We start from the raw sequence: 25064 nt of genomic DNA on the forward strand, positions 1-25064 counted from the left end.
TCAGGGAATCGCTGGTTACGTCAATATTCAATTGCTCGTACCATTCATCCACCAGTTGTCGTTCTTCTTCCGTGCAGGTGTTCTTCAGATACCTGTCCAGTATGTGTCTATCCGGTATTCCCACATTCACATTTTATAGTGTCTCAGTCAAAAAGCTGGTCAAGATCGGCGCCACCACCATTAAGGGCGCCAATGTGTCTTCATAATGTACTACTGTTTGCCGCAATCGCTTCAAAGCAGATGTAAGCTGATTCTTCACTGTTTGTTCGCTCAGCCGCAGCGATCGTGCAATATCCTGCACGCTCAAAAACTGCTGCCGGCTCATCCGGTATATTTCCTGCATCCGGGCCGGCATTCGCTGCACTTCTGCCTCCAGCAACCACGCTACTTCTTTTGCCTGCACCTTATGCAACCCACCAATGTGTTCCGCCTGTTTAGGGCGATAAGACCTCGATCCCGCAATCCGAGAAACGGAAGCGCGAAAGTGACTGATGATCCGGATTTTTAAAGCGGAATATAACAAAGTGCTGAAACAGCCCTCCAACTGCAACATATGCCGTTGGTTCCACAACCTGATAAACAGTTCCTGGGTACAATCCATGGCGTCTGCATCATTTCCTGTTTTACGGGTAGCCTCCAGCAGGGCGGCCTGCCAGTAACGGTCGAACAATTCGGCGAACGCAAGTTCGTCGTTGCCGGTTACACGGCTCCATAAAATTTCATCAGGAATATGATATAGGTCATTCATAAGAAACAGGCTGCAAACTAACATTCACACTTTGCTGCAAGCATTTCAGATATTCGGTATAGCTATAATTCTCTAATGGTGTAATCCTGCTGCACTACTATGATGAATGTTCAAGATGTGTAAAAATAGATGAATGCGCCGGAAACACAAAGGGATACACGAATTTTTACTACAATAGTTTGATATCAAAACAATAGCTATATGTATTTAGTGTCAATACAACATCAATTCATATGCAATAAATTTTCATCAGAAGAAAAATTTAATCAGCGCGACAATGAAAACCGGCCCTCCAGCACGTCGCGGCTGTTGCCGCCGACAAATATTTTGTAGTCCCCGCCTTCCGTACGTTTCTTCAAATCGCTGTGGTAAAAGGCTAGTTCCGATGCTTTAACATCGAATCGTACCACCCGGCTTTCCCCCTTTTTCAGTAAGATTTTTTAAACCCGATCAGTTCTTTCACGGGACGGGTAACGCTGCCCACAAGGTCCTGCACGTACAACTGCACCACTTCTTCACCATCATAGTTACCGGTGTTCGTCACCTTCACGTTTACCGCTAAACTGCCGGTCGACGAGAGTTTAGGCCCATTCGTCAGTTCCGCGTAAGTGAATTGCGTGTAACTGAGGCCGTAACCAAAGGGATATAAGGGGGTATTGGGCGCATCCGGTATTTGGAAGTGTATTTGTTATTGGGATCGATAGGACGGCCTGTATGTTTATAGTTATAATATAACGGTATCTGTCCTGCGTTGCGGGGAAACGTCATCGTGAGTTTACCGGCGGGATTGTAATCGCCGAATAATACATCTGCAATTGCCGGCCCGGCCTGCGTGCCGAGGAACCAGGTTTCCAGGATGGCCGGCACATTTGCATCTTCCCATTCCAATGTAAGCGGGCGACCATTCATTAACACGAGCACCGGGGGTTTGCCGGTGGCCAGCACCTCTTTTAATAACTGACGCTGATTGGCCGGAATACCAATATCCGTCCGGCTGGCTGCCTCGCCTGCCATACCCTGCGATTCGCCGAGCGCCATGATCACCACATCGGCATTACGCGCCAGGGCCACCGCATCGCTGCGTAGCTTCGCGGCGTTGGCAGTATCGGCCGGCTCCAGCGGCCGGTAGTTCAGCAGCTTTCGCAACATCGCCGTATCGTCCGTGATGTAGGCGCCGGGGGCGTAGGTAAGCTGCACCTTATTACCGAGCTTCGTTTTCAGCGCCTGCAACAATCCGGTAGCTTTTTGCCAGTCGCCGGCCGCCGACCAGTTGCCAATGATATCGCGCTGGTTATCGGCCAAAGGTCCTATCACCACGATGCGGCCCTGTTGTTGCAAAGGCAGCACTTTATTGTTTTTGAGCAGCACGATACTGCGCATCGCAATATCTTTCGCCGCCTGCAAATGTTCCGGGTTCATAATCACCTGTTTCGCCTTTACGGAATCGCAGTACAGGTAAGGATCTTTAAATAGCCCGAGGTTGTATTTAGCTTCCAGCACGCGGTATACCGCTTCGTCAATTGTTTTCAGGTTGATTTTTTTGTCACGCAGCAACTTCGCCAGTTGTGTGGAGAACACGCTGCCCTGCATATCCATGTCTACCCCGGCATTGAGCGCCAGCGCACCGGCTTCGTATTCATTGGCGGCTACGCCGTGGTTAATCATTTCGTTGATGGCCGTATAATCCGTTACGACAAATCCTTTAAAGCCCCACTCCTTCCGCAGCAGATCGGTGAGCAGCCATTTATTACCGGTGGCAGGCACCCCGTCTATTTCATTAAAAGAAGTCATAGCAGTAGCCGCGCCGGCATCCACGGCGGCTTTGTAAGGAGGCAGGTAGGTTTCGAACATGCGGATGCGGCTCATGTCAACAGTGTTATAATCACGCCCGGCTTCTATGGCGCCGTACAGGGCGAAGTGCTTTACACATGCCAATACCACATCTGCCGAAGGCGTATAGGTATTTTTATAATTGCGACCGTTCTGGTAACCTTCCACTTTAGCGCGGGCCACCCATTCGCCGAAGCGCGTATCTTCCCCCACACCTTCCGCCACCCTTCCCCAACGCGGATCACGGGCAACATCCACCATGGGCGAATAGGTCCAGTGCAAACCATCCGCGGCAGCTTCCACGGCCGCGATGCGGGCGCTCTTTTTCATCAGCTCCAGATCCCAGGTACAGGCTTCCCCTAATGGAATAGGAAAAATGGTTTTGTGACCGTGGATCACGTCGTACCCGAACAGGAGCGGGATTTTCAGCCGGGTTTTCATCGCAATGTCCTGCAATTGCCGGGTAAACTGGGGCGTATAGGCGTTAAAGATGGCGCCGCAGCGGCCGGCCTGTATATCGTTGATATAATCTTCCTTCATAAAAGGCCCGGTCTGGTCCATAAAGCTCGTCAGCAGGTTCAACTGCCCGATCTTCTCTTCTATTGTCATCTTTGCGATCAGCCCGTTGAGGAATTGTGTTTTGGTCTGTTGCGCCTGTGCTATGGTGGAGCACAGCATCGCTACGGCCAGCAGGATATGTTTGGGGAGTTGCATATTGGTTTGATTTTGGGGGATAAACAGGTCGTGGATAAAGTTACGCTTTTTTGAACCCTGCGGCGCTAACGTTGTTTTTTATTAAATTGAGCATATGCTGCTGAAACAAAACCTGAGTCTTTATCGAATCCTCAAAATCACGTGGCAGATCGATCTGCTGATGATTGCTTCCTGCACTGCCGCTTATTACGTTGATACCCTGGTCCTCAAAAACTGGCATCTCCCGGGCACTTTTCCCGCGCTGATGGGCACGGCCATTGCCTTTTTATCGGCTTCAGTAATAATGAAGCATACAGCCGCTGGTGGGAGGCGCGGACTATCTGGGGCGGACTGGTGAACGACTCCCGCTCTCGGGCCCGGGCGCTGATGGCTTACAGTCACCCCGCCGATTACAAAGGCATCAGTCAGCAGGAAGAAAAAATGATTAAACGGCACCTGGCCTTTTTATACGCACTGAAGGCATCGCTCCGCCGGAAACAGGACGGTCTCTATGAAAAATATTTGTGCGAAGATGAACGCAACCAGGTAAAAGCCTTTACAAATATCCCCAATGCCATCCTCGACATCCAAGCCCGCGAACTCCAACTGCTGCAGGACATGAACTACATCGACGGGTTTAAATTCCTCCACCTCAACGGCGTGCTCACCAACTTTACAGACGGGATGGGCAAATCAGAAAGAATCAACAACACGGTATTTCCCACCACTTACGTATACTTCACGAGACTTTTCATCTGGATGCTGGTGATCCTGGTCACCATGGCGCTGTCCAGCGAGTTAGGGCCTTCATCTATATTTTTGGGATGGATTATCGGGTTTGTATTTCATACTACCCATATTAACGGCATGAGCCTGATGAACCCTTTTGAGTTTATTCCTTCAGGCGTTCCGTTGGACAGCATCACCCGTACTATCGAGATCAATTTACTCGAAGGGCTGGGCGAAAAGTTCGTCCCAGCCCCTATAGCCCCCGAGCGCGGAGGTGAGTATATTTTATAAGATTACCAGCTATCGGTGCGGAAAGGCACTACCGGCAAACCTTCTTTGCTGAACAGGTTGCCAATGCCGCCATTGGTAAATCCGAAACGCACGGCCACCGGTGTTTTCACCTGCGGATTAGAGACGATGATGGTATTACCTTTGATTTTTACAGTGGTGGCTTTCACAAAGTTTTTGTCTTCGCCGGCAATATATATTTCCTGTGCATCGCCGCCTTTGGTGATCAAGCCGGTTTCCGCATCTTTAAAAGATACGATGGCTTTGCCTTTTTCCACGGTCAGGTTTTCGTACGTGGGGTATTTATAAGGCGTGGTCGTTTTGCCGTAAGTTTTGGCCATGGCCAGTCCGGCAAGACGGTAACCCACATCTTTTTTATTCTTGGGGTGAATGTCTTTTACATTATCCACCAGGTCGGATACAACCACCATACCGCTGTTCGGTGTAAGTGCCAGCGTTTGACGCTGCTGATCGCGCAGCAATGCACCGTTGATATTGTCGGTACCGTAACCGGAGTAAGGCGCTATCTGCACGAAGTAAAAGGGAAATTCTCTTTTAAATGACTTACGCCATTCGCCGATCATGCGGCTGAACAGTTTGGCATAGGTTGCATTGGTACCCACATTCGATTCGCCCTGGTACCAAATGGCGCCGGAAATATCGTAGGGGGCGATGGGCGCAATCATGGCGTTATACAAGTAACCCGGTTCGCGCGGCCAGCTTTTGTTGGGTTGCAGTTTGTCTGCCGCGGCTTTCAGATCGGCTTCCCCGTTAACGGCGGCTTCCGGCGTCCACACTTCGGCGGGAGTACCGCCCCAGTTGGAATTAACCAGCCCAACGGGCGCGTTCAGGTCTCTGTGTAAGGTTTTGCCAAAGAAGTAACCCACCGCGCTGAACGATTGTAACGATTTGGCATCGCACTCTACCCACCGCGCTTTCACATCGTCCTGCACCGTGCCGGATGTAGTTTTAGGAATATTAAAGAAGCGGATTTTAGGATTGGCGCTGTTAGGCAGCTCGTCGAGGATGTCCTTCAGTTTATTATTACCGCTCCATTCCATGTTGGATTGACCGGAACATACCCACACTTCGCCGATCAGCACATCTTCCACTTTTACAGTGGTCCAGCCCTGGAAAGTAATGCTGTAAGGACCGCCGGCAGCCGGCGTTTTCACATCGATCGACCATTTAGCATATTGGTTGGCCACAGCCGTGTCTATCTTATCCGTCCAGGAGCATTTGACAGCGATCCTTTCGTTGGGATTGCCCCAGCCCCAGAGTGTAGCCGTGCTGTTTTGTTTCAGCACCATTTTATCAGATATAATTGCCGGCAGGCGTACGTCGGCGTGGGCAGCAAAACTGCCGCAGATCAACAAAAAGAAAGGGAGAAACTTTTTCATTTGGGTGGTGGAATTTGTTTAGTACCGAAGGACAATATAATAGATTTCCCGGCGCCATGCAACCTACTGCCTCACCCACTCCGCCTCAAACCTGCCACCATTAACCTTCCCAATAAACGTTTCAATCTCCTAATAATGCGTAAACATATACCAGGAAATCTCATGCCCCTTGCCCGCAAACGAGTAGAACAAAGCCGGCATCCCCAACGCTTTCGCCTTCTCAAAGATCGGCTGCGCGCCGAAGAACATCATCCAGCCGGGCTGTGTAGCGTTACAAAAGCGATGTGGCGCGGTACCGAATGGTACCAGCTGATCGTTATCACCATGCAGCAAGAGGAGTGGTATAAAATTATCTTTTCTGATACAATTTAAATCGATGTGTGCCCCCGCAAAGGCCATAGCGCCGGCGAAGCGGTAGTCTTTGTAAAAAGCGTACCGTTTGGCGTCTGCTTTTTCAAAAGGATTGAATACGAGATGCAGGATGGCTTCCGCACCGGCGCTGCTGCCTGAGATGTACAGCTTCTTCGGATCTACCCCGAGCTCCTTTGCATGTTCTACAATATACTGACCGGCATCCGCCGCATCTTCCACCGCGATACGAATGGCTTTCAGTTTCTCGGGTGTGGGAATGTTACAACCAAAGCCTACCCCTTTTAAGTACAGGCGGTACGACATTACAAACACTTTAAAGCCGCGTGCAGCAAGGCTATCGCCGAACATTTTCTGATTCTCCGGATGGCCGCTTTCAAAACCGCCGCCGTGCATGAACAGTACACTCATGCCATTCGCCTTCTTTGGCGTGTAGATATCCGGTATTGCACCGTGTCTTTTACGGCGTAGGTTACACGTTTGTCCTGCGCCGTAGTAGCCAGGGCCGGGAGCAACAGGACCAGCATCAAAAGTTTCCGCATCATCATTAAATTTAAAAAAATACCCGGGAAAGTCGAGTTCCCCGGGTCTCTCCATTTTAAAATCAACATTTGCACAAAGCAAGTAGAAGAAAAAATATTTACAGGACTGGCTGCACTTTCGGCGTCAGCACTGGTTTTTCTAATGTTTTCCATACCTGGAACAAACCGCGCGGTACGTGGAAACAGCCTTTCCACTTACCCCCTTTCAGCGGCAGCAACACTTCGCCCTGGCGGTTCAGGTAACCGTACCACTCCATATATTGCGGGTCGCGGAAACGGGACCAGGTATATTCATGCACTTTGTCGAACCAGTTTTTACAGGCTTCGCTGCCGGTAAGCTGGTACCCCTTGGCGAGGCATACGAGCGTTTCCATATGCACCCACCAGAGTTTTTGGTCCCACTCCAGTTGCTGCGGGGGATGGCCTTTGATATCCAGGAAGTAAAAGATGCCTCCGTATTGTTTGTCCCAACCATATTCCAGCGTACGTAAGGCAATGTCCAGCGCGCGCTCGATCAACCGCTGGTCGCCGATGCGTACAGCCAGGTCCATAATGAACCACATCGCTTCAATAGCGTGACCGGGATTAAGCAGGCGCCCTTCGAAGGTATCGGAGAAACTGCCGTCCAGTTCCACGTTTTCCAGAATGAGACCTTCCTCTTTATGATAAAACACATCCATCACCTCGTGCAATACTTCCGGGATGAACTTGTTGACCATATCGCTACCCAGGATGTGTTCCAGTTCGAGCGACAGGTTACAGAGGATCATCGGCAGTGCGAAGTTTTTCAGGTTGCGTGTACCAGGGTATGCTTTGCTGTACTTGCCTTTTGGGTTATCGCGACGGCTCACGATGTTTTCGAAAGTGTATTTCGCAAGGTCGTGGTAACGCATATCCGGCATGGCTTTGTACAACGCGCCGAAGCCCATGGCCGCAAAGCAGTCGGAAAAAATATTGTAAGGTTGCACCAGGGGCTGCCCCTGCTGGTTCACCGCGAAATAGAAATTGCCGTTATCATCGTGTCCGTGCTTTTCCAGAAAGCGGGCGCCATGCAGGGCCATATCCAGCCACTCGGGACGTTTTTCCACTTCATTATACAGCATGGAAAACATCCACACTTCACGGCCTTGCAGCCAGATGAATTTATCGGTATCGAACACGTTGCCGAAACGGTCCAGGCAGGTGAGGAAGCCACCATGAGCTTCATCCTTGGAGTGTTTCAGCCAGAAGGGCATCACATTGTTCAGCAGTTCGTTTTTGTACTGCTCGGCGTATTGTTTCATAATGACTGTATGTATTCTTTGTAACGGTTATAAAGATGGCCGGCCTGCAGGTAAGCGCTTTGCGGGCTCATAAAATGGGAAAACTCGAACGTAATGGCTTTATCATACCCCGCTTTGCGCGCAGCCTCCAACTTTAACCGAAGCTTTTCGAACTTGATCGGTAAAAACTTAATAGGCATGTCGCGGTCGAATGATTCGGCATTGGTCCAGCATTGCAGGCCAAAGCGATCGGCCATTTTTTTATTGACAGCGAAAAATTCTTCCAGCTGGTGATAGTCGATATGCCCATCCTGGAAGGCCACCGCATCTACCGCACCGCGCACCCCTTCAAATATCTCACTCCATTCTTTTTCGTGTTCTTCCACCGAAACAGCGTCCGCTTTCGTTAATTGACCGGAGGCCGCCATCACTGCTTTTTTACCATCAATCCAGGGAGAAATAAAAGTGGGCAGGTTGTTGCTCACCTGTTTGCATTGCAGCCCCAGTGTGCGGAACGCATCGGTCGCGCCTTTCGTGCGGCGGCTGATTTCCATACTCAGGTACCAGCCTTTGAAACTTTTATAGTGCCCATACTGGCTCCACACCTCGTCAATCACGTAACGGTTGGCGTCTATTTCGCCCTGCATATCACCGCTGTCCCAATAATGACCACTGTCATACAGACCGAAATAAAAGTTCATACCGTGTTTATCGGCCAGTTCGAGGTACATTTTTACCAGGTCTACCGGCGGCTCGTAACAGCCGAACTGCTTTTGTAGATAAGCAGAAGGGTACGTGATAAAACGGCGGTAGCCGCTACGGATCATGATCACCGTATCGATGCCCACCGCTTTCATATGTGCGAAATCGCGGTCCCATTCTTCTCGCCCCCAATTCTGGTGCGGAATATCATGACTGATTTCATCCAGGAAAGTTCCTGTTATTCTCATCTTAAATACTTTTTTTGCTGTTTCAAATAATCGACCCATTTGATGTATGCCGTTGCCTGTAAGTGCAAACCATCTGTGGTGGCGGCGCTGTCGAGCTGACCGCCGGCCGTCGCAAATACCCTGTGCAGGTCTACATACGTCACCTTATACTGTGCAGCAATGGATTGCAGTTGCATGTTCAGGGCGCGGATCTTTTCGTTCGTCACTTCCTTATAGATCGCCTGCAACAGCTTTTCATTTACCGGCAGCACGCTTTGCAGGTATAACTTTGTTTTGGGAGAGGTGGTAACAATGCGTTCCACGATCTCCTTATAACTATTGGCGATCACGTTTACGGCGTGACCGCGTTTCATATCATTGACGCCGATCAGCAGGAACACCTGCGCGGGTTTGGAAGACAGCACTTCGTCGAGCCGGGCTTTCACTCCGTAGGTTACATCGCCGCTGATACCGCGGTTAATCACGTTTTTGCCGGGCATCAGCTCCTGCCACTCCCCCGCTTCCGTGATGCTGTTGCCGAGAAAAACGATTTCGCTTTTCCGGTCGGGCATCTGGCGGAAGTACGCGAGGCGCTGCCGGTAGTGGCTGTTATTATAACTGGTGTCTGCCTGTTGCGCCTGTACAGCGAAAGGCAGGCAACACATCAACATGAACAATTTTCTCATACCTGCTCTGCTTTTGCGGGCACGACCGCGTCGGCTTCGTGCAGCCTGTTCCACCAGAATTTCTTGAGCAGGAACGTGGTCACAAAGAAGACAGCCGCCCAGGCCAGCATCTTATAATTTTCGCGGATCATGAAGTAAATCGGGATCACCACCTGCGCCATCTGCCAAACGATACCTGTCACGATGTTGAACATATCGCGGCTAAAATCTTTATTCGGCACGAACGACGGATCTTCCGCCATCACTTCGCGTTTGATCGGGCCCCAGAAACCCCATGGGCGTGTTTGACGATAGAATTCCTTTACCGCTTCCCTGTTTTCCAGTGGCGTAATAAACGTGCCGATGATACAACCAATGAACGACACCAGCAGGATCAGCGGGAATACGTAGATGTCCACGATATCCGGGAAGTAGAATAATTTAATGGTGGAACCCAGTAAACCGAACAGCATGCCGTAGAAATACCCCATACCTGTAAAGCGCCACCAGATCCACTTCAGTACGTTTGATGCCGCATAACCGCCGTACAGTGCCGAAGTAATCCACAACGTAAGTTTGGTGAGCGAAGCAGCGTTAAAGCCAAATACGATGCCCACCATCACCAGGCACAAAGAAGAAACCACGCTCAGGCGGATATACTTTTTATTGGAGGCGTTCGGGTTTACATATTTTTGTAGATATCATTCACGATATAGGCCGGCGCCGCATTCACGAACGCGGAGAACGTACCCATGAAGGAGGCGAGCAGACCGGCCAGCAGTAAACCTTTCAAACCGGCAGGCACGAACTGCGAAATCGCCATCGGCAATACTTTTTCGAAATCGATATCGCCACCCAGCTGCGGGCCGATATACACCAGCGCGAGTACTGCGAAAGCGGCTACCATGAGATAACGCGGCATGTACATTACGAGAATGGTGCTTGCACTCATCTTGGCAGCGTCGCTGGGTTTGCGGGTAGAGAGTACGCGCTGCATGTCGTAACTCGGCACCGGACCGGCCAGTGAAGCGAAGATGCCTTTGAACAACATCATCATAAATAACAAACCGAACAGCCCGAAACCATCACTTTCTATTTTCTTATTCACACCGGGAACAGTGGTCTGGCTCCAATCCAGGTTAAGGTTCCAGCCGAACAGCAGTTCATTCCAGCCCTTGGGCACCACGGCGTTGATTTGTTCTGCCGTTACGGCATTGTAAGCAATGAAACCGATCACGAACGCACAAATCGTCATAATGAAAAACTGCAGCACTTCCGTGGCCACCACGCTGTACATACCACCTTTCATGGTGTACATGGTGGTGAGAATGCAAAGAATCAACGCGTAACTTCTTTCAGATGAAAGTTGATACCCGAAAATATTAGCAGATAAATCCCAGGGTAAAATAGAGGTGCTGAATTTGCCGATGCCTTCGAAGAAATACGCAATAAAACCGATCACGCTCACGACGGCAAAAATCACGATGATGATATGCGATAGCCGCGCACCCTTGCCATCGCCGAAGCGGAAGGTAATCCACTGTGCGCCGGTCATCGTATTCGATCTCCGCATCCAGATGGCCAGGTAAACGAATACGAACACCTGGTTCCAAACGGGCCACAGCCAGGGAATCCAGGCGCTTTTGAGACCATAAATAAACAGGATGCTCACCGTCCACATAGTGCCCGAAATATCGAACATACCGGAAGCGTTGCTCAGACCGAGGTAATACCACTTCATGCTGTTACCGCCAAGGAAGTAGGATTGCAGGTCTTTGCTCGCCTTTTTCGAGATGTAAAATCCCAACAGGATCATGCCTGCGATGTAGGCAATAATGATGCTGATATCTAATAAACTTAACGACATTGGATCTATAAAATGGTTGATAAATTATGTTTTCCAGAACCACTTCCTTTTTACGAAGAAGAGGGTGATGAGCGATACCACGCCCGTAAAAACGATGCCGCGCATAAAGCCGCCCAAAGCGTTTACCGACAAGGCATCCAGCCAGCGCATGCCGCCCGTGAGCAACAGTAACGGGATCAATATTAAATTACCTGCGGTGTAAGCTACCATCGGATTTTTACCGTTGCCGGCAAAAAAGTTGAACAGCTTTTTACCGTAGCCATAATATTCGAATATCGAAAACGACAGCAGCAGCAGGAAGGCCAGTCCGCCCGTTACAAAATAATAACTGTACGTGGATGGATCTTTTTTAATGCCACCTTCGTAGGCTTCGAATGCCAGTCCTAATAATAATAAGTAAATGCCGCTGTGCAGGTATTTTTTAAAAAAGGTGGATGACAGTCTTCTACTTAATAAAAAGACACATAAAGCAACGGTGATACCCAGGTTAATCAGCAATTCGCGTGTATACAATCCCCATAACTGCACACCGATCAGCGCCAGGCAAACCACGGCCACGGTGATCCACTGCGACTTCCCTTCGGGGGACGCCTCTTCGGATTTCTGCAACAGCCACTCACCGGCAAACGTGCCGGGAATGATGATGAACAAGTATTTTAAGAAATAGAAAGTATACATCCACGGCGCCGGCGACCAGTTGAACAGCGCGTTATTCCAGGTTCCTTCCGTTTTCCCGGCCAGGAAAACCGCCATGATAAAGGGCAGTATTCCCAACCGTAATAAAGGTTGATGGCGCGTAGCCCACCAGATCAACGATCCAAAGAACGCCATATTCGCGAGTACCATGATGATGATATCGTTCTTCTTTACATCGAAACCGGTAAAATAAAGAAACAACACGGCCAGGGCAAAGGCCACCACTTTGATGACAATGCCCTGCCGGATGTACATAAAACACAATAACACAAAACAGCCCATCGACAACAAATACGACCAGGGGCCTTCTCCAATATTTTTAGACCGTGCGTGTACGGTAAACAGTGCAAAGAATACCAGCAGCAAGTAGCGCTGTAAAATGTAACCAAACGTTTTATACCAGCGATCCTGCTCCACGCGCTTATGCAAAGCCAATGGCAAAGCCGCGCCCATCGAAAACAGGAAGAATGGGAACACCAGGTCTACCCAGGTAATGCCCGGCAGGTTCGGATCAAATACGTGGAACGGCGGCGGCACACGGGCATGAAACATCCACGCGGGCAGTACGCGCCCGAAGGCGATGCTGCCGGAAAGTACCATCGCCAGTATAGCGAGTCCTCTTAATGCGTCTAAACTGTTGCTGCGTTCCATTATTTTACCCGGTTGCCTTTGATGTTGATCGGTTGATGAAAAGGATCGAGGATGCTGTCTATTTTCACCGCCAGCTGCCGGCGTGTGATCGGTTCAAACTTATCGATGCCGTCTGCCGCGATCTCCTCCTGTCCTTTATAGACCGCCAGCAAGCGAATGGCTGCTTCCACGGTGATAGGTTTACCGGTAATGTGGTAGCTGCTGAGGCGGGCGCTGCGTCCCCAGGCTTGTAAGGCCGTTACCAGCTCCCGGTCGGTGATGGTGCTATCGGGGTAGAACCATGTTTGATTGGCCCATTTATACGGTACACCATGACCTTTGAGGATGCCGGTTACGCCGACACGTTGAATGGCGGCGAACTCCGGGTCCGTTGGTTTCACATCGATGTATGGTAACAGGTAGGCTTTTGATTTTAACAGTTGTTCCTGCACGGCGCGCACGCCAACTTTTGCAGGTGTTACATTGCGGTGTGCGCTCAGCGCAGCCAGTACACCGGCCGCCTGTCCCGTCAGCAGCACACAGGGTTGTAAACGCGTAGTGCCGTTCACTACATTGCTTACGGAAATACCTTTCTCTGCAACGATCAGACCTTGCACGGTTTGCGGGATCATGACACCCAGGGGCACGCCGTATGAGGGTACCGGGTAAAACTCCGGTGTTGCGGGGCTTCCTTCCGGTTCTTTTTATGATGATGGTCGATAGGATAATCGCCCACACTGATCGCGGTGCGGTACAGCGGGTCACCATAATTATACGGATCATCGATATGGCGCATGGTGAAGCGTACCAATCCTTTTACACGACGGCCTTCGCGATGGTACGGAATCAGCGGCAATTTATCCGCCGTTGGATATTCATCATCGGCAAGCCCCAGGTTTTTATACCCCAGTTCATGTTGAATAAAGTAAAGAAAACGGAACGTGGTGGCTTTCGCTTTTTCCAGTTCTTTGTTCCGTTGCGCCTCGTTCATTTCCACGATGTTGAGATACGTATCGTTGCCGTACTTGGGCCAGTTCAGGAGATATTTATTGTTGGGAAGTTTTGCGTACTCCAGCATTTTTGCCGCGTCCACGGTGGGTTTTTCGCGGCTGGTATCATGGCAGAAAGAGGTATTGGAACAGTCGAATTCCTTCGGATCGTAGTTCGCCGGCCGCGTGATCGTTTTATCGGTACCTGCGCCATAATCTTTAATAATAGCAGCGTAGGTCAGGTCCTGTACGATTTTATTGGTTTGGGTGATCCCCACCTTTTCGCCGGTGATGCTACCGGCTTCCATGCCAGGTCATAAGCCGCACCGGCTTTGGCGAACACATCGCCCAACTCGGTACCGTCGATGACCACGCGGGCAGTTACCCTTAGTGATTCGCCTTTCGCGCCACGAAAGGTGGCGCCGGTAACACGGTTGCCGGTTTTATGCACCGATACCAGCTGGTAATTGTATAATACCTTTAAGTTAGCTTCAGCGGCGGCCATACTTTTCAGTATGCTGTCCGCTACGCGCGGCTCAAACTGCGTGTTGCTCACCCAACCGGTTTCCACTTTTTCCGGACCGCCATACACGGCATATATTTTCTCCCGAAACTCGTTCCAGAGACCGGAAGGCAGGTTGTGGTTACCATCAATCGCCGAAACACCTGCCGCGGAGAGCATACCACCTAACCAGGGCGTGCTTTCCACTATAATAGTGCCGGCACCCAGGCGGGCAGACTGTATACCGGCTGCTGTGCCGCCAGTGCCGCCGCCGACTACCAGTACGGCAGTGGTCAGTTGCTGTTGAGCGGCTGCCGTAAGGCAGCAACAGGTAAAAAGGAGGGAAATGATATATTTCTTATTCATGACGTTCTTTTGGTTGATACTTGAAACGTGGTATTTTTCAAGGAATTCCTCACCCGTTTCGAGATAATTCCTGTATTCAATGAGGCCATTGCTATTTTGACGTCGTCCAGCCTCATGCTAATGGAAAACGATCATGTTCACTACAAAGCTGTTCTCACTTCCAACATAGCCATCGTTACCCCAAATGAGGCCGATCCCTTTAAGATCATGGCCCTTCTCCCTTTAACATAGGCCGTCCCCACTCCCAACAGCATCATCCTCCCTTTAAACAGCAATGTCCTCACAAAAAGTAGCAATCTTTATAAAACAGGCCCTAAAGCTGAAGGCTAAATAAGAATATTTTTACTAAACTCAAAGTACTTTTTAATTTTTTTAAAACTAGTATAAAATTATCGTTGTCTATTGCAAAAGTCATCCTTATCTTTAATTGCCTTTTGAACATTTATTGGAAGCAGATCCGTTTGACCTGTTTAATAACTATCTGATTATCTGCACTTTCTATTTCACTGCAAACTTTGTTTTTAATATTTTTAAAAAGGTGAGATATTTGCCTAATTCATTTCACATTGTATGACTGCCAAGCAGACTTTCTTTGACGAGCTTACCAATGATGTTGCGGGAGGCGTAGCCTATAAAAACCTGTACCTCAAAAAAAAGATTATCGCTTTTTTGCCAACAACGGTAACGCTACCATTGCCGACCTCAGTAAAGAGCTCAACTCCAGCGCCCCCAAGGTAACCAACCTGCTTAACGACCTTATCGCCGACGGCATGGTGCAGGACTACGGTAAAATAGATTCCACCGGCGGCAGGCGGCCCAATCTTTATGGTCTCGCCCCCGAATCCGGATTTTTCGTGGGGGTGGAGGTTAAACACAACCATGTAAATATTGGCCTGCTCGATTTTAAAAAGAACCTGGTAAAACACGCTGAACGCGTTCCTTACAAGTTAGCGAATACACAAGCGTCCCTCGATGAACTGTGTCATATTATTACGCATTTCATACAGGGATACCCTTCCGCAAAGGATAAAATCCTCGGTTGCGGCGTTAACCTGTCCGGCCGTATTAATTATGCTACGGGGTACAGCTACAGTTTCTTTTATTTTGATGAAGACCCACTGAGCCACGTTATTGAACAGCGCATCGGCATTCGCACTTATCTTGAAAATGACTCGCGGGCCATGGCTTACGGGGAGTTCAGCAACGGGGTTGTCAATGAAGAAAAAAATGTACTCTTCGTGAATCTCGATCATGGTATTGGTTTGGGCATCCTGATCAACGGGCAGCTTTACTACGGTAAATCCGGCTTCGCGGGAGAATTCGGGCATATTCCCTTCTTCAATAATGAAATCATTTGCCATTGTGGTAAAAAAGGTTGCCTCGAAACCGAAGCATCCGGCCAGGCATTGGTACGCATCTTCCGGGAAAGGCTGGCAGAAGGCGCCTCTTCCGTGATCACCCGTAAACATAAAAATCCCGACGACGTTACGCTGGAAGACATCATCCACGCCGCCATCAACGACGATGTACTGGCCATTGAACTGATCGCGGAAATTGGGGAAAAGCTGGGCCGCGGTATTGCCCTGCTCATCAACCTGTTCAATCCCGAACTGGTAATCCTCGGCGGCAGCCTCAGCTCCACCGGCGATTACATCCGGCTGCCCATCAAAAGTGCGATCAATAAATATTCTTTAAGTCTCGTTAACAACGACACCCAACTCAAAATATCCAAACTTGGCGAAAAAGCCGGTATGATGGGCGCCTGCCTCCTCGTCCGCAACAAGCTGCTGACGTTCTGATTTATCTGAAAGGTAAAAATGAAGGAGCGCGGATACCGAAGATATCAAACCGGAAATCCGTGATTGTAGTGATCTCAAAGAAAATAGGTCCCATGCCCGGCGGCCGTTTGGGATAATAGTTAGCAGATATCTTCAAGGTATTTAAAGACAAGTTCTCATTCCGGATGCGGCAACCTGCGGCTACACCGGCGTATAGCGGGTTATCAAAGATATCATTGCTCTTTTCCGTTAGCTGCGAAAGCTGCAGCGCGGCGAAATAGTTGAATTTAAAGCCAAAGAATTTCCAGGGACTGTAATACACCGTTTCTGACCGGAAGTTCAGCCGGTCGTAACCATTTACCCGGGTATCGCGGAAGCCCCATACCCCGTACTCCATGTTCACATTCAGCGGTTTGTACAAATCGGGATTGGGCACACCTAAGTAATCGCCATATAAAAACTGGCGGAAGCGATGCCGGCCGTTAGGATTGATCATTTTACTGATATACTCAACACGCCCGTGCAATACCGCATCGCGCGAAGTACCGCCTTCCCAGAAGCTGCCGGCTTCGGCCTGCACACTCAGCAGCCCTTCCAGTTTGGTGACCCAAAACTTCTGAATGCCGGCGCCCGAATAATACCGCCGCCTGCCGGTCCAGTTTTCCCATCCGCCTGATATATTGGCGTTAAAGCCATAGGGAATATCCTCCGTACGACCGAACCCGAAGAAGTGGTGCGATTTCAGGAACTCCTGTTTAAACAATACCAGCGAGGCAAGGTAGTAATGCCGGTGGTTGTACACCGGGTCTTCCTTAAAAACTTCCTGGTCGGGACGTTTATCGAAAAAGAGGTTCTGGTAACGGAAGGTAAGCGCCAGGTTCGGGCAATCGAGGTGCGTACCGTGTTTGCCCCGGCGGTTAACGATGTTGTAGCCGGCCCATACGTCCATCAGCTTATAACTATAGTCGCGGAACACACTGTCCGGGTAACCGCGGATGTTCATGGACCATTTACGTGCCAGCTGCAAACCGCCTGCCACGCGGGCGGATGTTCGGTATAGCGGGCGGTTTACGTTGATATAATACGAACCTTCATACACATTCGTATCCAGCGGCTGGTTATTATTTAAAGTAGAATAACCGATAGAGGCGTCGATAAAAGTTCCAAGAATGTTGTATTTGGTATACCGCGCTTCCGAGCCCCACTGCGGCGTCCAGGTATTATGCCACTGCGTGCCGAGCATCAGGCCCTGCCCGGCCCCCAGGAGGTTGTTGTTGTACACGCGGGCCTCGAAATCCTGGGGGTAAGGGCCGACAGGTCAAAGCTGTATTCGAATACGTCGCGGGTCACCACCAGTACATCTACCGAATCCTCTATGCCCTCGAGCGGAAGCACGTAAATACGGGCATCACTGAAGAACGGGCGGCTACGGAGGTAACGCTCGTTATCGGCGAACTCATAAGCATTAATGGTATCTTTCTCCCGGAAGAAAAGCGACTGCCGTATCATCCACTCCTGCGAATGTATATGCAGGCGGTTGGCGAACTTGAGCAGTTTCATGTTGGTAGTGAACGTGGTATCCGTAATGTTTTTCGGACCAAATACATCTACCTGTTTATAATAGATATTGCGCACGGCTTTACCCGTGTAGGGCGTGAATTGTCGCTCGCTTTTAACAAGAATGCTGTCGTTGGACAATGGCTCTGTCCTGTCGCGATTCATGCGTTTAATCATCGAATCGCGATAGCTGCGGCTGCGAAGGGAGTCCATATACCGATTCACCGAGCGAAACCAGCCCTGTTTGGGCGTGCGCACGGAATCGGCCTGCGCCTGTGCGAATAATGGTAACAAGAGCAGAATAATGTAACAGCCGATGTAGGGAAAAATATGTCTGTCTGGTCTAATCTTCAAAATAACCTCACTAAAGCCTATAGACAACATTACAAATTTCCGACCAATAAACCCGTTTTTAAACAGACAATCATCCCCGGCCCCATTACATGACAATCTGCCTACAATTGCAGGCGGATCCCGATCCGGTTCAGCAGCTTCACCAGCCCCATCATGGCCAGCGCGAATAAAACGCAGTAGCCTGCGCCCGGTAGTCCCGTACGCCACTCGTGGGGCCACAGGCTCAGGCCCAGCAATCCGGTGATACCATATACAATGGCTGGCAAAATATACGTCAGCAATGGATTGGCCGCGGCGGGACGGAGGAAACCGGTCCAGCGGTTGTAACCTTTACATCGGTGAGCCAGTATACGGCGGTGAACAGGATGCAGCAGCTGGCAGCGCTGTAGAAGGCCCAGCTGGGGTTGCCCATATTTTGGAGATGGTATAGTACGGGCGGAGCACCCACGCGGCTACCAGCAGGGCGGCGGTGAACAGCGCGACCCAAACATAGGGCTGCTTCGTCTTTCCATCAAAATAAAACTGGGATAGCAGTAACCCGCACAAGGCAATGCCCGAATGTACCGCATGCCCGCTCTGATCACTCATCCAGCCACCCCACTTTCCGCCGAAGATGAAAAACAGGAGCGACAGCACCAAAGCACTGGCGATCCCGATCTTGTTGCCGTTGGTGGCGATGTACACCAGGCAGGTCACCAGGTAGGCCCAACCTATCAGCCCTAAAATACCCCACCAGTGAATTTGCATGCCGTGCGCGTCTTCGCCACCCCGGTAGATGTACGCCAGCACCGCTAATCCCAACGCTCCCAATATTCTTAATATCCAGGCATATTTAAATTTATAAACGTTCCAGACGAGGATCACACAGGCGTAAAAGCTCAGCGACCAGTACACGCGGCGCATACCCGTAGCTTCCGCATTGAAATCACTTTCGGCATTTACCATGAAGAGGCCGAGCACCAGTAAACCCAGCGTACGAAACCCGATGTGCAATAATATCTTGCCCATACTATCTCCTTTGCCCATACGATTTTTAATGGCAAAGGGGATAGACATGCCCACAATAAAGAGAAACGCGGGAAATACAACATCTACAAAAGTCATGGCATCCGCATCGGCAGGCATGTGTTTGGCCCATTGCGGGATGTTGCGAATGCCGGACAGTTCGTTGACGAAAATCATCACGAGGATGGTAATCCCTCGCATCGCATCGATCGACAGGATGCGCCGGGGGCAGTAAGTTCACACATGTTTTGACGTGGCTTGGTTGATACTTACCCCAATATAAATAAAAAGCGCCGCGATTACAAGGGTAATGCGCGGCGCTGTGTTTATCTATCCTAATGAATGTAAAAACTATTGCTGCTCCATCTGGAACCGGATCGGAAGGTTAAACTGCACGCGCACCGGACGGGAATTCTGTTTACCAGGTTTCCATTTCGGCATCTTGTTTACCACACGGATAGCCTCTTCTTCCAGGCCGCCGCCTTTACGGGCGCCCACGGTTTTGATATCGGAAATGTCACCATCCGTACCCACCACGAAGGTGATAAAAACAGTGCCTTCAATTCCCTGTTCGCTGGCGAGGTGCGGATAACGCATGTTGTTGCGTAAGAATTTATTCAACGCTTCTTCACCACCGGGGAACTGCGGCATGATTTCCACGAAGGTTTCTATTCTATCTTTTTCCGGCATGGGCGGTGGCGTTACAACACCATCGCCTTTACCCAAACCCTCTATACCAGGATCGGCATTTGCGCCTTCCGCACCGTCACGATTCATCACACCGATTGATTTTTTAGGATCAAGATCTTCCATCCTAGGCGGTTCTTCAGACGGATCCACCGGTTTATCTGTCACCTGGAAGGCGGTAAACTTCTGGGTGGCTGTCTGCGCCGGTGGCTCTACACGTGCAGGCGGAGGCGGTGTTACCATTGGTTTTTCTTCCGGTATCTCTACATGCTCTAATACTACTTCTTTTGCTATCCTGGGTTTTTCCACTACACCAGCCGCACGCAAATTACTACTGATCAAATATCCACCGATAAAAAGTGCAGCAATAGATGCCGTACCAATAACGGAGTTACGCACTCTTTTTCATAACTCACGCGATGCTCATACGCACCGTAACTTTTATTGCGTCCGTCGAAAAGGATATCGAGGAAGTTCTGGGAGGTGATTTTAGTTGCGTTCATGATAAAAGTGTTTGACAGGAAGATGTGCGCTTAAATATTTTTCCATAGGGTTTTCATCGATATTTATTTTTATGGAAAAAATTAATGGATGCATCTTCCGCGTCTGTAGCGGATTACAGCAAACAGCCCTGTCGCATCTCCCCTTCATTATGTCATGATCCTACCCCTCTTTTTTAATGCAGCTTAGGTAGATTTGTTATCATTAAAACATGATCGTTATGAGAAAGATAATTGTAACCACCTTTATTACGATGGACGGCATCATGCAGGCGCCGGGCGGCCCCGAAGAAGATACTTCCAATCATTTCAAATATGGCGGATGGATGTTCAGCTTTTCGGACGATGTTACCAACAAGGCCATGCAACAGCTCATGTCCGAACCGTTCGACCTGTTGCTCGGCCGCCGCACCTACGAGATTTTTTCGGGCTACTGGCCACATCATGCAGATAATCCGATCGGCGAATTGTTCAACCGCATCAACAAGTATGTAGTAGCTACTACGCCATTAGATACATCGTGGAATAATTCAATTTTGATTAATGAAGATGTAGCAAAAAAATCCGCCAGATAAAAGCACAGGAAGGGCCGGCATTACTGGTCCACGGCAGCAGTGTGCTCATTCAAACGCTGCTCGCGCACGACCTCATCGACGAGCTGCATACGTGGACAAACCCCATCACACTCGGCGATGGCAAACGTTTATTCCAACCCGGTATTCCGCCGCAGCGCTGGAAAGTAAAAGATACTATTGTTTCAGGAACGGGGGTAATTATTGCGAAGTATGTGCGGGATGGTGAGGTGCCATTCGGGACGGTTGGAGAATAGATAAAAAGCCCGGTTGCACATGGTACAACCGGGAGTAAGTTTACACCTGCAGCGCCGAAGCCGCCGCTTCGTCAATAAACCAATGCAGTTCACCCTCTGTAGGTTTAATCACCTGCGAAGGATAGGTATCCGGTTTAAATTCACCTTCAATCACCCCCTGCAGCGTTAAGGCTTTACCGTTACCGGTGGCCAGGAACACTACAGCAGCCGCGTTGTTCACCACGGGCGCGGTTAAGGTAATGCGGTACATATCCCGGGCATCCGGGAAGAAGGCTTTTACCCATGCTTTTTTCTCGTGCACCACTTCTGTGCCAGGGAACAGCGATAAGGTATGACCGTCGTCGCCCATGCCGAGCAGCACCAGGTCAAAGCTTTTTCATTGCGTTTAAAGAATTGCTGCAACACGAGTTCGTACTCCTTTGCAGCTGCTTCCGGTTCAATATCGGTGCGCATGACGTGGATGTTATCTTCGGGTACGCCCACTTTATAGAGCAGGGTGTCGCAGGCCATTTTGGCGTTATTGCGGTCGTCGGTGAAGGGCACCGCTCTTTCATCTCCCCAGAAGAAATGAACCCTGTTCCAGGGAATCATTTGCACATAGGGCTCTTTCGCCAGCAGGGTGTACAGCAGTTTGGGCGTGCTGCCCCGGAAAGTACGAAAGTGAATATTTCCTTGTCCTGCAAGGTTTGCAGGATGTAGTTGCAGGTCCAGGCGGCGAGGTTTTCGCTCAGTTGGGTCGCGTCTTTGGCGATGTGCAGTTCCATAATGAATAAAATGAAAACCGGCAGGCGTAATGCCTGCCGGTAGAATAATAAGGTTTATTTGTTCGGCGGCAGGTTGATCCATGCGTGGCCGTCGCGGGCAATGAGGGCTTCCGCATCTTCCGGTCCCCAGCTATTCGGCGAATAGTTAGGGAAATCGGTGGGTACGCGGGCTTCCCATGCATCGAGGATGGGCATGATCACCTTCCAGGCGGCTTCCACCTGGTCGGCGCGCATGAACAGCGTGGCGTCGCCTTCCATTACGTCGAGCAGCAGTGTTTCGTACGCTTCAGGCGCATGTTCGCCGGCGGCATCGTCGTAATTGAAGATCATGTTCACCGGGTCCAGGGTCATCGTCTGGCCAGGGCGTTTCGCCCTGGAAGCGGATACGGATATCCATTTCGGGCTGAATGCTGATGGTCAGCCGGTTGCTCCTCCAGGTTTCGGCGGCTTCCGCAGGGAAAGCATATGCCGGTGCGGGACGGAACTGGATGGTGATATGGGTCGCTTTCTGGTTCAGGTATTTACCGGTTCTTACATAGAACGGCACGCCCTGCCAGCGCCAGTTATCAATATAAAATTTAACGGCAGCATAAGTTTCGGTGCCGGATTCGGGATTAACGCCTTTCTCCTCGCGGTAGCCGGGCACTTCTTTCCCTTTGATCCAACCCGCGCCGTACTGGCCGCGTACCGCGCTTTCATGCACTTCTTCCTTTTTAATAGGACGAATGGCGTGCAGCACGTCTACTTTTTTATTACGCACTTCGTTCGCATCGAAGTTCACCGGCACTTCCATGGCCACCATACATAACAACTGCAGGATGTGGTTCTGCACCATGTCGCGCAAAGCACCTGAGCCTTCGTAGTAACCTCCACGGCCTTCCAGGCCCACGCTTTCTGCTGCCGTGATCTGTACATGCTCGATGTACTGGCGGTTCCAGAGCGGCTCGAACAGCGCATTGGCGAAACGCAGCGCCAGGATGTTCTGTACGGTTTCTTTACCCAGGTAGTGGTCGATGCGGAAAATCTGTTCTTCTTTATAAATGCTGCCCAGCAACGTGTTCAGTTCAAGCGCGCTTTTCAGGTCGTGACCGAAAGGCTTCTCTACTACGATGCGGGTAGCATGTGTGTCTTTGCAAAGATTGAGTTTACCCAGCTTTACCGCGATATCGGGTACCAGCTGCGGCGCAACGGCCAGGTAGAAAATCACGTTCGGATGTACACCAAACTCTTTTTCCTTCTCCTCTACCAGTTCCGTAATCTTATGATACGATGTTTCGTCGCCTGCATCCATCTGCAGGTAGCTTACGTGATCAAAGAACTCCCGGTAGTGACCATTCTCCTCTCCCTTACGCGGGAGAACTTCTGGATACCTTCCAGCAGGTGCTTACGAAAATCTTCATCGTTGTAAGGGCTGCGGCCAATACCGGCGATGGCGAATTGCTCAGGCATCCATTCGTCCAGGAATAAGTTGAACAGTGCAGGCGTCAGCTTTCTTAAGTTCAGGTCGCCGCTACCACCGAAAATGAACAGTACCGAGGCAGGGGGACGTTTATGATGTTGCATATCAGATTATAAGTCTATGGTTATTGCCATTCTGTGTGAAAAGTGCCGGGCATATCTATACGCTGATAGGTATGTGCGCCAAAGTAGTCGCGCTGCGCCTGTACCATATTGGTAGGCAGTCGCTCGCTACGGTAAGCATCGAAGTACGACAGGGCAGACATGAACGCAGCTGCCGGCAGCCCGGTTTTAGCCGCTTCAGTTACTACAGAGCGCAGGTTACCTTCGGTTTGTTGCAACAGCCTGGCCACTTCTCCATCTAATAACAAATTAGGTAGCGAAGGGTTCTGCTGGTACGCGGTATAGAACAGCGGCAGCAAACCTGAACGGATGATACAACCCGCTCTCCATACCCTTACCGCTTCCGGCAGGGAAATATCCATCTGCAGCTCTTTGGAAGCTACCTGCAACATGGCCAGGCCCTGTGCATAACAGATAATGGTAGAGAACATCAGCGCATCGTGCACCTGTTTGATGAATGCTTCCTGGTCAACGGATACTTTGCCGGTGGAAGTCTGATACAACGCAGCCGCCTGTGTTCTTTCTTCTTTTAAGGAAGATATATTACGCAGCGCTACTGCGGCATCGATTACCGTTACAGGCAGTGGCAGGTTCAGGGCATCCTGGGATGTCCATTTACCGGTACCTTTTGAGCCGGCCTGGTCGGATATTTTGTCCAGCAATTCGCCGGAACCTTTATCATCTTTTTGCAGGAAGATATCGCGGGTGATTTCGGGAGAAAGGATTGGTTTTGTCCTTCGTTCCATTTGGCGAATACTTCGTGCAGCTGCTGGTTGGTTAAGCCGGCGCCCTGGCGGAGCATATTATAGCTTTCGCTGATCAGCTGCATGATGGCATATTCAATGCCGTTGTGCACCATTTTCACGAAGTGACCCGCTGCGCCTTTACCGAGGTAACCAACACAGGGGCTGTCGCCTACCTTTGCGGCAACGGCTTCGAGCATAGGTTGTACGTGGCGGTAGGCTTCTTCGTCACCGCCGGGCATAATGCTCGGACCAGTGCGGGCGCCTTTTTCGCCACCGGAAACGCCCATCCCCATAAAGTGGAGGCCTTTTTCCTTACAGTATTCCACGCGGCGCAGGGTATCTTTCCAATAAGAGTTACCGCCATCGATCACCACATCGCCCTTCTCGAGCAGGGGCAGCAGCGATTCGATTACATCGTCTACCGGCTTACCTGCAGGCACGAGCATCATGATTTTGCGGGGTGATTTTAACAGTTGCACCATGGCGGCAAGGTCGGCCACGCCCTTAACGGTGGTACCGGGGTAGCTGACTGTTCAAGGGCGCCTGTCTTTTGCTGGTCCTTATCGAATCCAATCACAGAAAACCCATGATCGGCCATGTTTAACAGGAAGTTTCTTCCCATTACACCGAGCCCGATCATTCCAAAGTCAAATGAGCTATTTGTCATATATGCTAAGATGTGGTAAAATGAAGGTGTAAATTTAGGCATTTATAGCAAAAGCGGTTGGCCTAAATACGAGTGTTAAAGTTACGTGACA

General features: G+C 50.2%; 33 protein-coding genes and 1 pseudogene. 5 read left to right on the forward strand and 29 right to left on the reverse strand.

What is annotated here, in order from left to right; genetic code table 11:
- Nucleotides 1-133: 133 nt before the first annotated feature.
- The 3 genes and pseudogenes from MKQ70_RS21665 to bglX all read right to left on the reverse strand — a co-directional run bounded on the left by MKQ70_RS21665 (nucleotide 134) and on the right by bglX (nucleotide 3292).
- Nucleotides 134-748 (reverse strand): RNA polymerase sigma factor, encoded by a 615-nt coding sequence (locus MKQ70_RS21665; protein WP_248074323.1) that lies wholly within the window; start codon nucleotides 746-748, stop codon nucleotides 134-136.
- Nucleotides 749-1113: 365 nt separating this feature from the next.
- A pseudogene (locus MKQ70_RS41380) lies at nucleotides 1114-1298 on the reverse strand (fibronectin type III-like domain-contianing protein); the annotation flags it as partial.
- Nucleotides 1299-1342: 44 nt separating this feature from the next.
- On the reverse strand, nucleotides 1343-3292 hold the full coding sequence (gene bglX, locus MKQ70_RS21675) for a beta-glucosidase BglX (RefSeq protein ID WP_248074324.1): 1950 nt from the start codon (nucleotides 3290-3292) through the stop codon (nucleotides 1343-1345).
- Between the two features lie 94 nt (nucleotides 3293-3386).
- Here bglX and MKQ70_RS41385 point away from each other — a divergent pair, with 94 nt between their 5' ends.
- Together MKQ70_RS41385 and MKQ70_RS21685 are read left to right on the forward strand one after the other, a co-directional pair.
- A complete protein-coding gene (locus MKQ70_RS41385; protein WP_248074325.1) occupies nucleotides 3387-3629 on the forward strand; it encodes a hypothetical protein in 243 nt (80 codons plus the stop codon).
- On the forward strand, nucleotides 3611-4291 hold the full coding sequence (locus MKQ70_RS21685) for a bestrophin family protein (RefSeq protein WP_248081551.1): 681 nt from the start codon (nucleotides 3611-3613) through the stop codon (nucleotides 4289-4291). The genes MKQ70_RS41385 and MKQ70_RS21685 overlap by 19 nt, the downstream gene beginning before the upstream one ends.
- Before the next feature lie 2 nt (nucleotides 4292-4293).
- On the opposite strand, the gene MKQ70_RS21690 is transcribed toward MKQ70_RS21685, so the two are convergent.
- The 11 genes from MKQ70_RS21690 to MKQ70_RS39135 form a co-directional block, all read right to left on the reverse strand.
- On the reverse strand, nucleotides 4294-5688 hold the full coding sequence (locus MKQ70_RS21690; RefSeq protein WP_248074326.1) for a sialate O-acetylesterase: 1395 nt from the start codon (nucleotides 5686-5688) through the stop codon (nucleotides 4294-4296).
- A 129-nt stretch (nucleotides 5689-5817) separates the two neighbouring features.
- Entirely contained in the window at nucleotides 5818-6654 is an 837-nt protein-coding gene (locus tag MKQ70_RS21695; protein WP_248074327.1) for an alpha/beta hydrolase fold domain-containing protein, read from the reverse strand.
- Between the two features lie 43 nt (nucleotides 6655-6697).
- Complete coding sequence (locus tag MKQ70_RS21700; RefSeq protein WP_248074328.1) at nucleotides 6698-7882, reverse strand: n-acyl-d-glucosamine 2-epimerase; 1185 nt, start codon at nucleotides 7880-7882, stop codon at nucleotides 6698-6700.
- Nucleotides 7879-8811: a DUF4434 domain-containing protein gene (locus tag MKQ70_RS21705; RefSeq protein ID WP_248074329.1), complete on the reverse strand. Its 933-nt coding sequence runs from the start codon at nucleotides 8809-8811 to the stop codon at nucleotides 7879-7881. Before MKQ70_RS21705 ends, MKQ70_RS21700 begins: the two co-directional genes overlap by 4 nt.
- On the reverse strand, nucleotides 8808-9476 hold the full coding sequence (locus tag MKQ70_RS21710) for a GDSL-type esterase/lipase family protein (protein ID WP_248074331.1): 669 nt from the start codon (nucleotides 9474-9476) through the stop codon (nucleotides 8808-8810). Before MKQ70_RS21710 ends, MKQ70_RS21705 begins: the two co-directional genes overlap by 4 nt.
- Entirely contained in the window at nucleotides 9473-10099 is a 627-nt protein-coding gene (locus MKQ70_RS21715) for an SLC5/6 family protein (protein WP_248074332.1), read from the reverse strand. The genes MKQ70_RS21710 and MKQ70_RS21715 overlap by 4 nt, the downstream gene beginning before the upstream one ends.
- A gap of 38 nt (nucleotides 10100-10137) precedes the next feature.
- Nucleotides 10138-11322, reverse strand: coding sequence for a sodium:solute symporter family transporter (locus MKQ70_RS21720; RefSeq protein WP_248074333.1), 1185 nt, complete (start codon nucleotides 11320-11322; stop codon nucleotides 10138-10140).
- Nucleotides 11323-11346: 24 nt separating this feature from the next.
- Nucleotides 11347-12669, reverse strand: coding sequence for a DUF5009 domain-containing protein (locus MKQ70_RS21725; RefSeq protein WP_248074334.1), 1323 nt, complete (start codon nucleotides 12667-12669; stop codon nucleotides 11347-11349).
- Nucleotides 12669-13265, reverse strand: coding sequence for an FAD-dependent oxidoreductase (locus MKQ70_RS39125; RefSeq protein WP_308199115.1), 597 nt, complete (start codon nucleotides 13263-13265; stop codon nucleotides 12669-12671). Before MKQ70_RS39125 ends, MKQ70_RS21725 begins: the two co-directional genes overlap by 1 nt.
- An 11-nt stretch (nucleotides 13266-13276) precedes the next feature.
- On the reverse strand, nucleotides 13277-13945 hold the full coding sequence (locus MKQ70_RS39130) for an FAD-dependent oxidoreductase (RefSeq protein WP_282456645.1): 669 nt from the start codon (nucleotides 13943-13945) through the stop codon (nucleotides 13277-13279).
- On the reverse strand, nucleotides 13876-14505 hold the full coding sequence (locus tag MKQ70_RS39135; RefSeq protein WP_282456646.1) for an FAD-dependent oxidoreductase: 630 nt from the start codon (nucleotides 14503-14505) through the stop codon (nucleotides 13876-13878). Before MKQ70_RS39135 ends, MKQ70_RS39130 begins: the two co-directional genes overlap by 70 nt.
- 770 nt (nucleotides 14506-15275) lie before the next feature.
- Here MKQ70_RS39135 and MKQ70_RS21735 point away from each other — a divergent pair.
- The gene (locus MKQ70_RS21735) at nucleotides 15276-16304 is read left to right on the forward strand and encodes an ROK family protein (protein WP_248074335.1); all 1029 of its coding nucleotides are present in this window, start codon (nucleotides 15276-15278) and stop codon (nucleotides 16302-16304) included.
- Between the two features lies 1 nt (nucleotide 16305).
- Here the strand turns inward: MKQ70_RS21735 and MKQ70_RS21740 are convergent, their stop codons facing one another.
- The 6 genes from MKQ70_RS21740 to MKQ70_RS21765 form a co-directional block, all read right to left on the reverse strand.
- Nucleotides 16306-17565 (reverse strand): hypothetical protein, encoded by a 1260-nt coding sequence (locus MKQ70_RS21740; RefSeq protein ID WP_248074336.1) that lies wholly within the window; start codon nucleotides 17563-17565, stop codon nucleotides 16306-16308.
- Complete coding sequence (locus MKQ70_RS21745) at nucleotides 17526-18134, reverse strand: hypothetical protein (protein WP_248074337.1); 609 nt, start codon at nucleotides 18132-18134, stop codon at nucleotides 17526-17528. Before MKQ70_RS21745 ends, MKQ70_RS21740 begins: the two co-directional genes overlap by 40 nt.
- A 161-nt stretch (nucleotides 18135-18295) precedes the next feature.
- Complete coding sequence (locus MKQ70_RS21750; protein ID WP_248074338.1) at nucleotides 18296-18475, reverse strand: hypothetical protein; 180 nt, start codon at nucleotides 18473-18475, stop codon at nucleotides 18296-18298.
- A 49-nt stretch (nucleotides 18476-18524) separates the two neighbouring features.
- A complete protein-coding gene (locus MKQ70_RS21755; RefSeq protein ID WP_308199513.1) occupies nucleotides 18525-19418 on the reverse strand; it encodes a DUF5009 domain-containing protein in 894 nt (297 codons plus the stop codon).
- A 132-nt stretch (nucleotides 19419-19550) separates the two neighbouring features.
- Nucleotides 19551-20228, reverse strand: coding sequence for an energy transducer TonB (locus MKQ70_RS21760; RefSeq protein ID WP_248074341.1), 678 nt, complete (start codon nucleotides 20226-20228; stop codon nucleotides 19551-19553).
- Nucleotides 20225-20389 (reverse strand): hypothetical protein, encoded by a 165-nt coding sequence (locus MKQ70_RS21765; protein ID WP_248074343.1) that lies wholly within the window; start codon nucleotides 20387-20389, stop codon nucleotides 20225-20227. The genes MKQ70_RS21760 and MKQ70_RS21765 overlap by 4 nt, the downstream gene beginning before the upstream one ends.
- 218 nt (nucleotides 20390-20607) lie before the next feature.
- Between MKQ70_RS21765 and MKQ70_RS39140 the strand changes: the two genes are divergently transcribed.
- Nucleotides 20608-20961: a dihydrofolate reductase family protein gene (locus tag MKQ70_RS39140; RefSeq protein ID WP_282456647.1), complete on the forward strand. Its 354-nt coding sequence runs from the start codon at nucleotides 20608-20610 to the stop codon at nucleotides 20959-20961.
- A gap of 41 nt (nucleotides 20962-21002) precedes the next feature.
- Nucleotides 21003-21215: a dihydrofolate reductase family protein gene (locus MKQ70_RS39145; RefSeq protein ID WP_308199117.1), complete on the forward strand. Its 213-nt coding sequence runs from the start codon at nucleotides 21003-21005 to the stop codon at nucleotides 21213-21215.
- 40 nt (nucleotides 21216-21255) lie between these two features.
- Here MKQ70_RS39145 and MKQ70_RS39150 read toward each other — a convergent pair whose 3' ends face one another.
- The 9 genes from MKQ70_RS39150 to MKQ70_RS41390 are packed head-to-tail and all read right to left on the reverse strand — an operon-like array spanning nucleotide 21256 to nucleotide 25015.
- Nucleotides 21256-21564, reverse strand: coding sequence for a 6-phosphogluconolactonase (locus MKQ70_RS39150; RefSeq protein ID WP_282457523.1), 309 nt, complete (start codon nucleotides 21562-21564; stop codon nucleotides 21256-21258).
- A complete protein-coding gene (locus tag MKQ70_RS39155) occupies nucleotides 21492-21806 on the reverse strand; it encodes a 6-phosphogluconolactonase (RefSeq protein ID WP_282456648.1) in 315 nt (104 codons plus the stop codon). Before MKQ70_RS39155 ends, MKQ70_RS39150 begins: the two co-directional genes overlap by 73 nt.
- Nucleotides 21803-21979: a hypothetical protein gene (locus tag MKQ70_RS21780; RefSeq protein ID WP_248074345.1), complete on the reverse strand. Its 177-nt coding sequence runs from the start codon at nucleotides 21977-21979 to the stop codon at nucleotides 21803-21805. Before MKQ70_RS21780 ends, MKQ70_RS39155 begins: the two co-directional genes overlap by 4 nt.
- 54 nt (nucleotides 21980-22033) lie before the next feature.
- Nucleotides 22034-22309 carry a hypothetical protein gene (locus MKQ70_RS21785; protein WP_248074347.1) on the reverse strand — a complete coding sequence of 92 codons (276 nt, stop codon included), beginning with the start codon at nucleotides 22307-22309 and terminating at the stop codon, nucleotides 22034-22036.
- The gene (zwf, locus tag MKQ70_RS21790; protein ID WP_282456649.1) at nucleotides 22266-23270 is read right to left on the reverse strand and encodes a glucose-6-phosphate dehydrogenase; all 1005 of its coding nucleotides are present in this window, start codon (nucleotides 23268-23270) and stop codon (nucleotides 22266-22268) included. The genes MKQ70_RS21785 and zwf overlap by 44 nt, the downstream gene beginning before the upstream one ends.
- Before the next feature lie 11 nt (nucleotides 23271-23281).
- On the reverse strand, nucleotides 23282-23542 hold the full coding sequence (locus tag MKQ70_RS39160) for a hypothetical protein (RefSeq protein ID WP_282456651.1): 261 nt from the start codon (nucleotides 23540-23542) through the stop codon (nucleotides 23282-23284).
- 20 nt (nucleotides 23543-23562) lie between these two features.
- Nucleotides 23563-24222 (reverse strand): NADP(+)-dependent, decarboxylating phosphogluconate dehydrogenase, encoded by a 660-nt coding sequence (locus MKQ70_RS39165; protein ID WP_282456653.1) that lies wholly within the window; start codon nucleotides 24220-24222, stop codon nucleotides 23563-23565.
- Complete coding sequence (locus tag MKQ70_RS39170) at nucleotides 24153-24806, reverse strand: NAD(P)-binding domain-containing protein (RefSeq protein WP_308199119.1); 654 nt, start codon at nucleotides 24804-24806, stop codon at nucleotides 24153-24155. The genes MKQ70_RS39165 and MKQ70_RS39170 overlap by 70 nt, the downstream gene beginning before the upstream one ends.
- Entirely contained in the window at nucleotides 24773-25015 is a 243-nt protein-coding gene (locus MKQ70_RS41390; RefSeq protein ID WP_308199120.1) for an NAD(P)-binding domain-containing protein, read from the reverse strand. Before MKQ70_RS41390 ends, MKQ70_RS39170 begins: the two co-directional genes overlap by 34 nt.
- Nucleotides 25016-25064: the final 49 nt, after the last annotated feature.

The organism is Chitinophaga sedimenti (assembly GCF_023156195.1).
GTDB classification, from domain to species: domain Bacteria; phylum Bacteroidota; class Bacteroidia; order Chitinophagales; family Chitinophagaceae; genus Chitinophaga; species Chitinophaga sedimenti.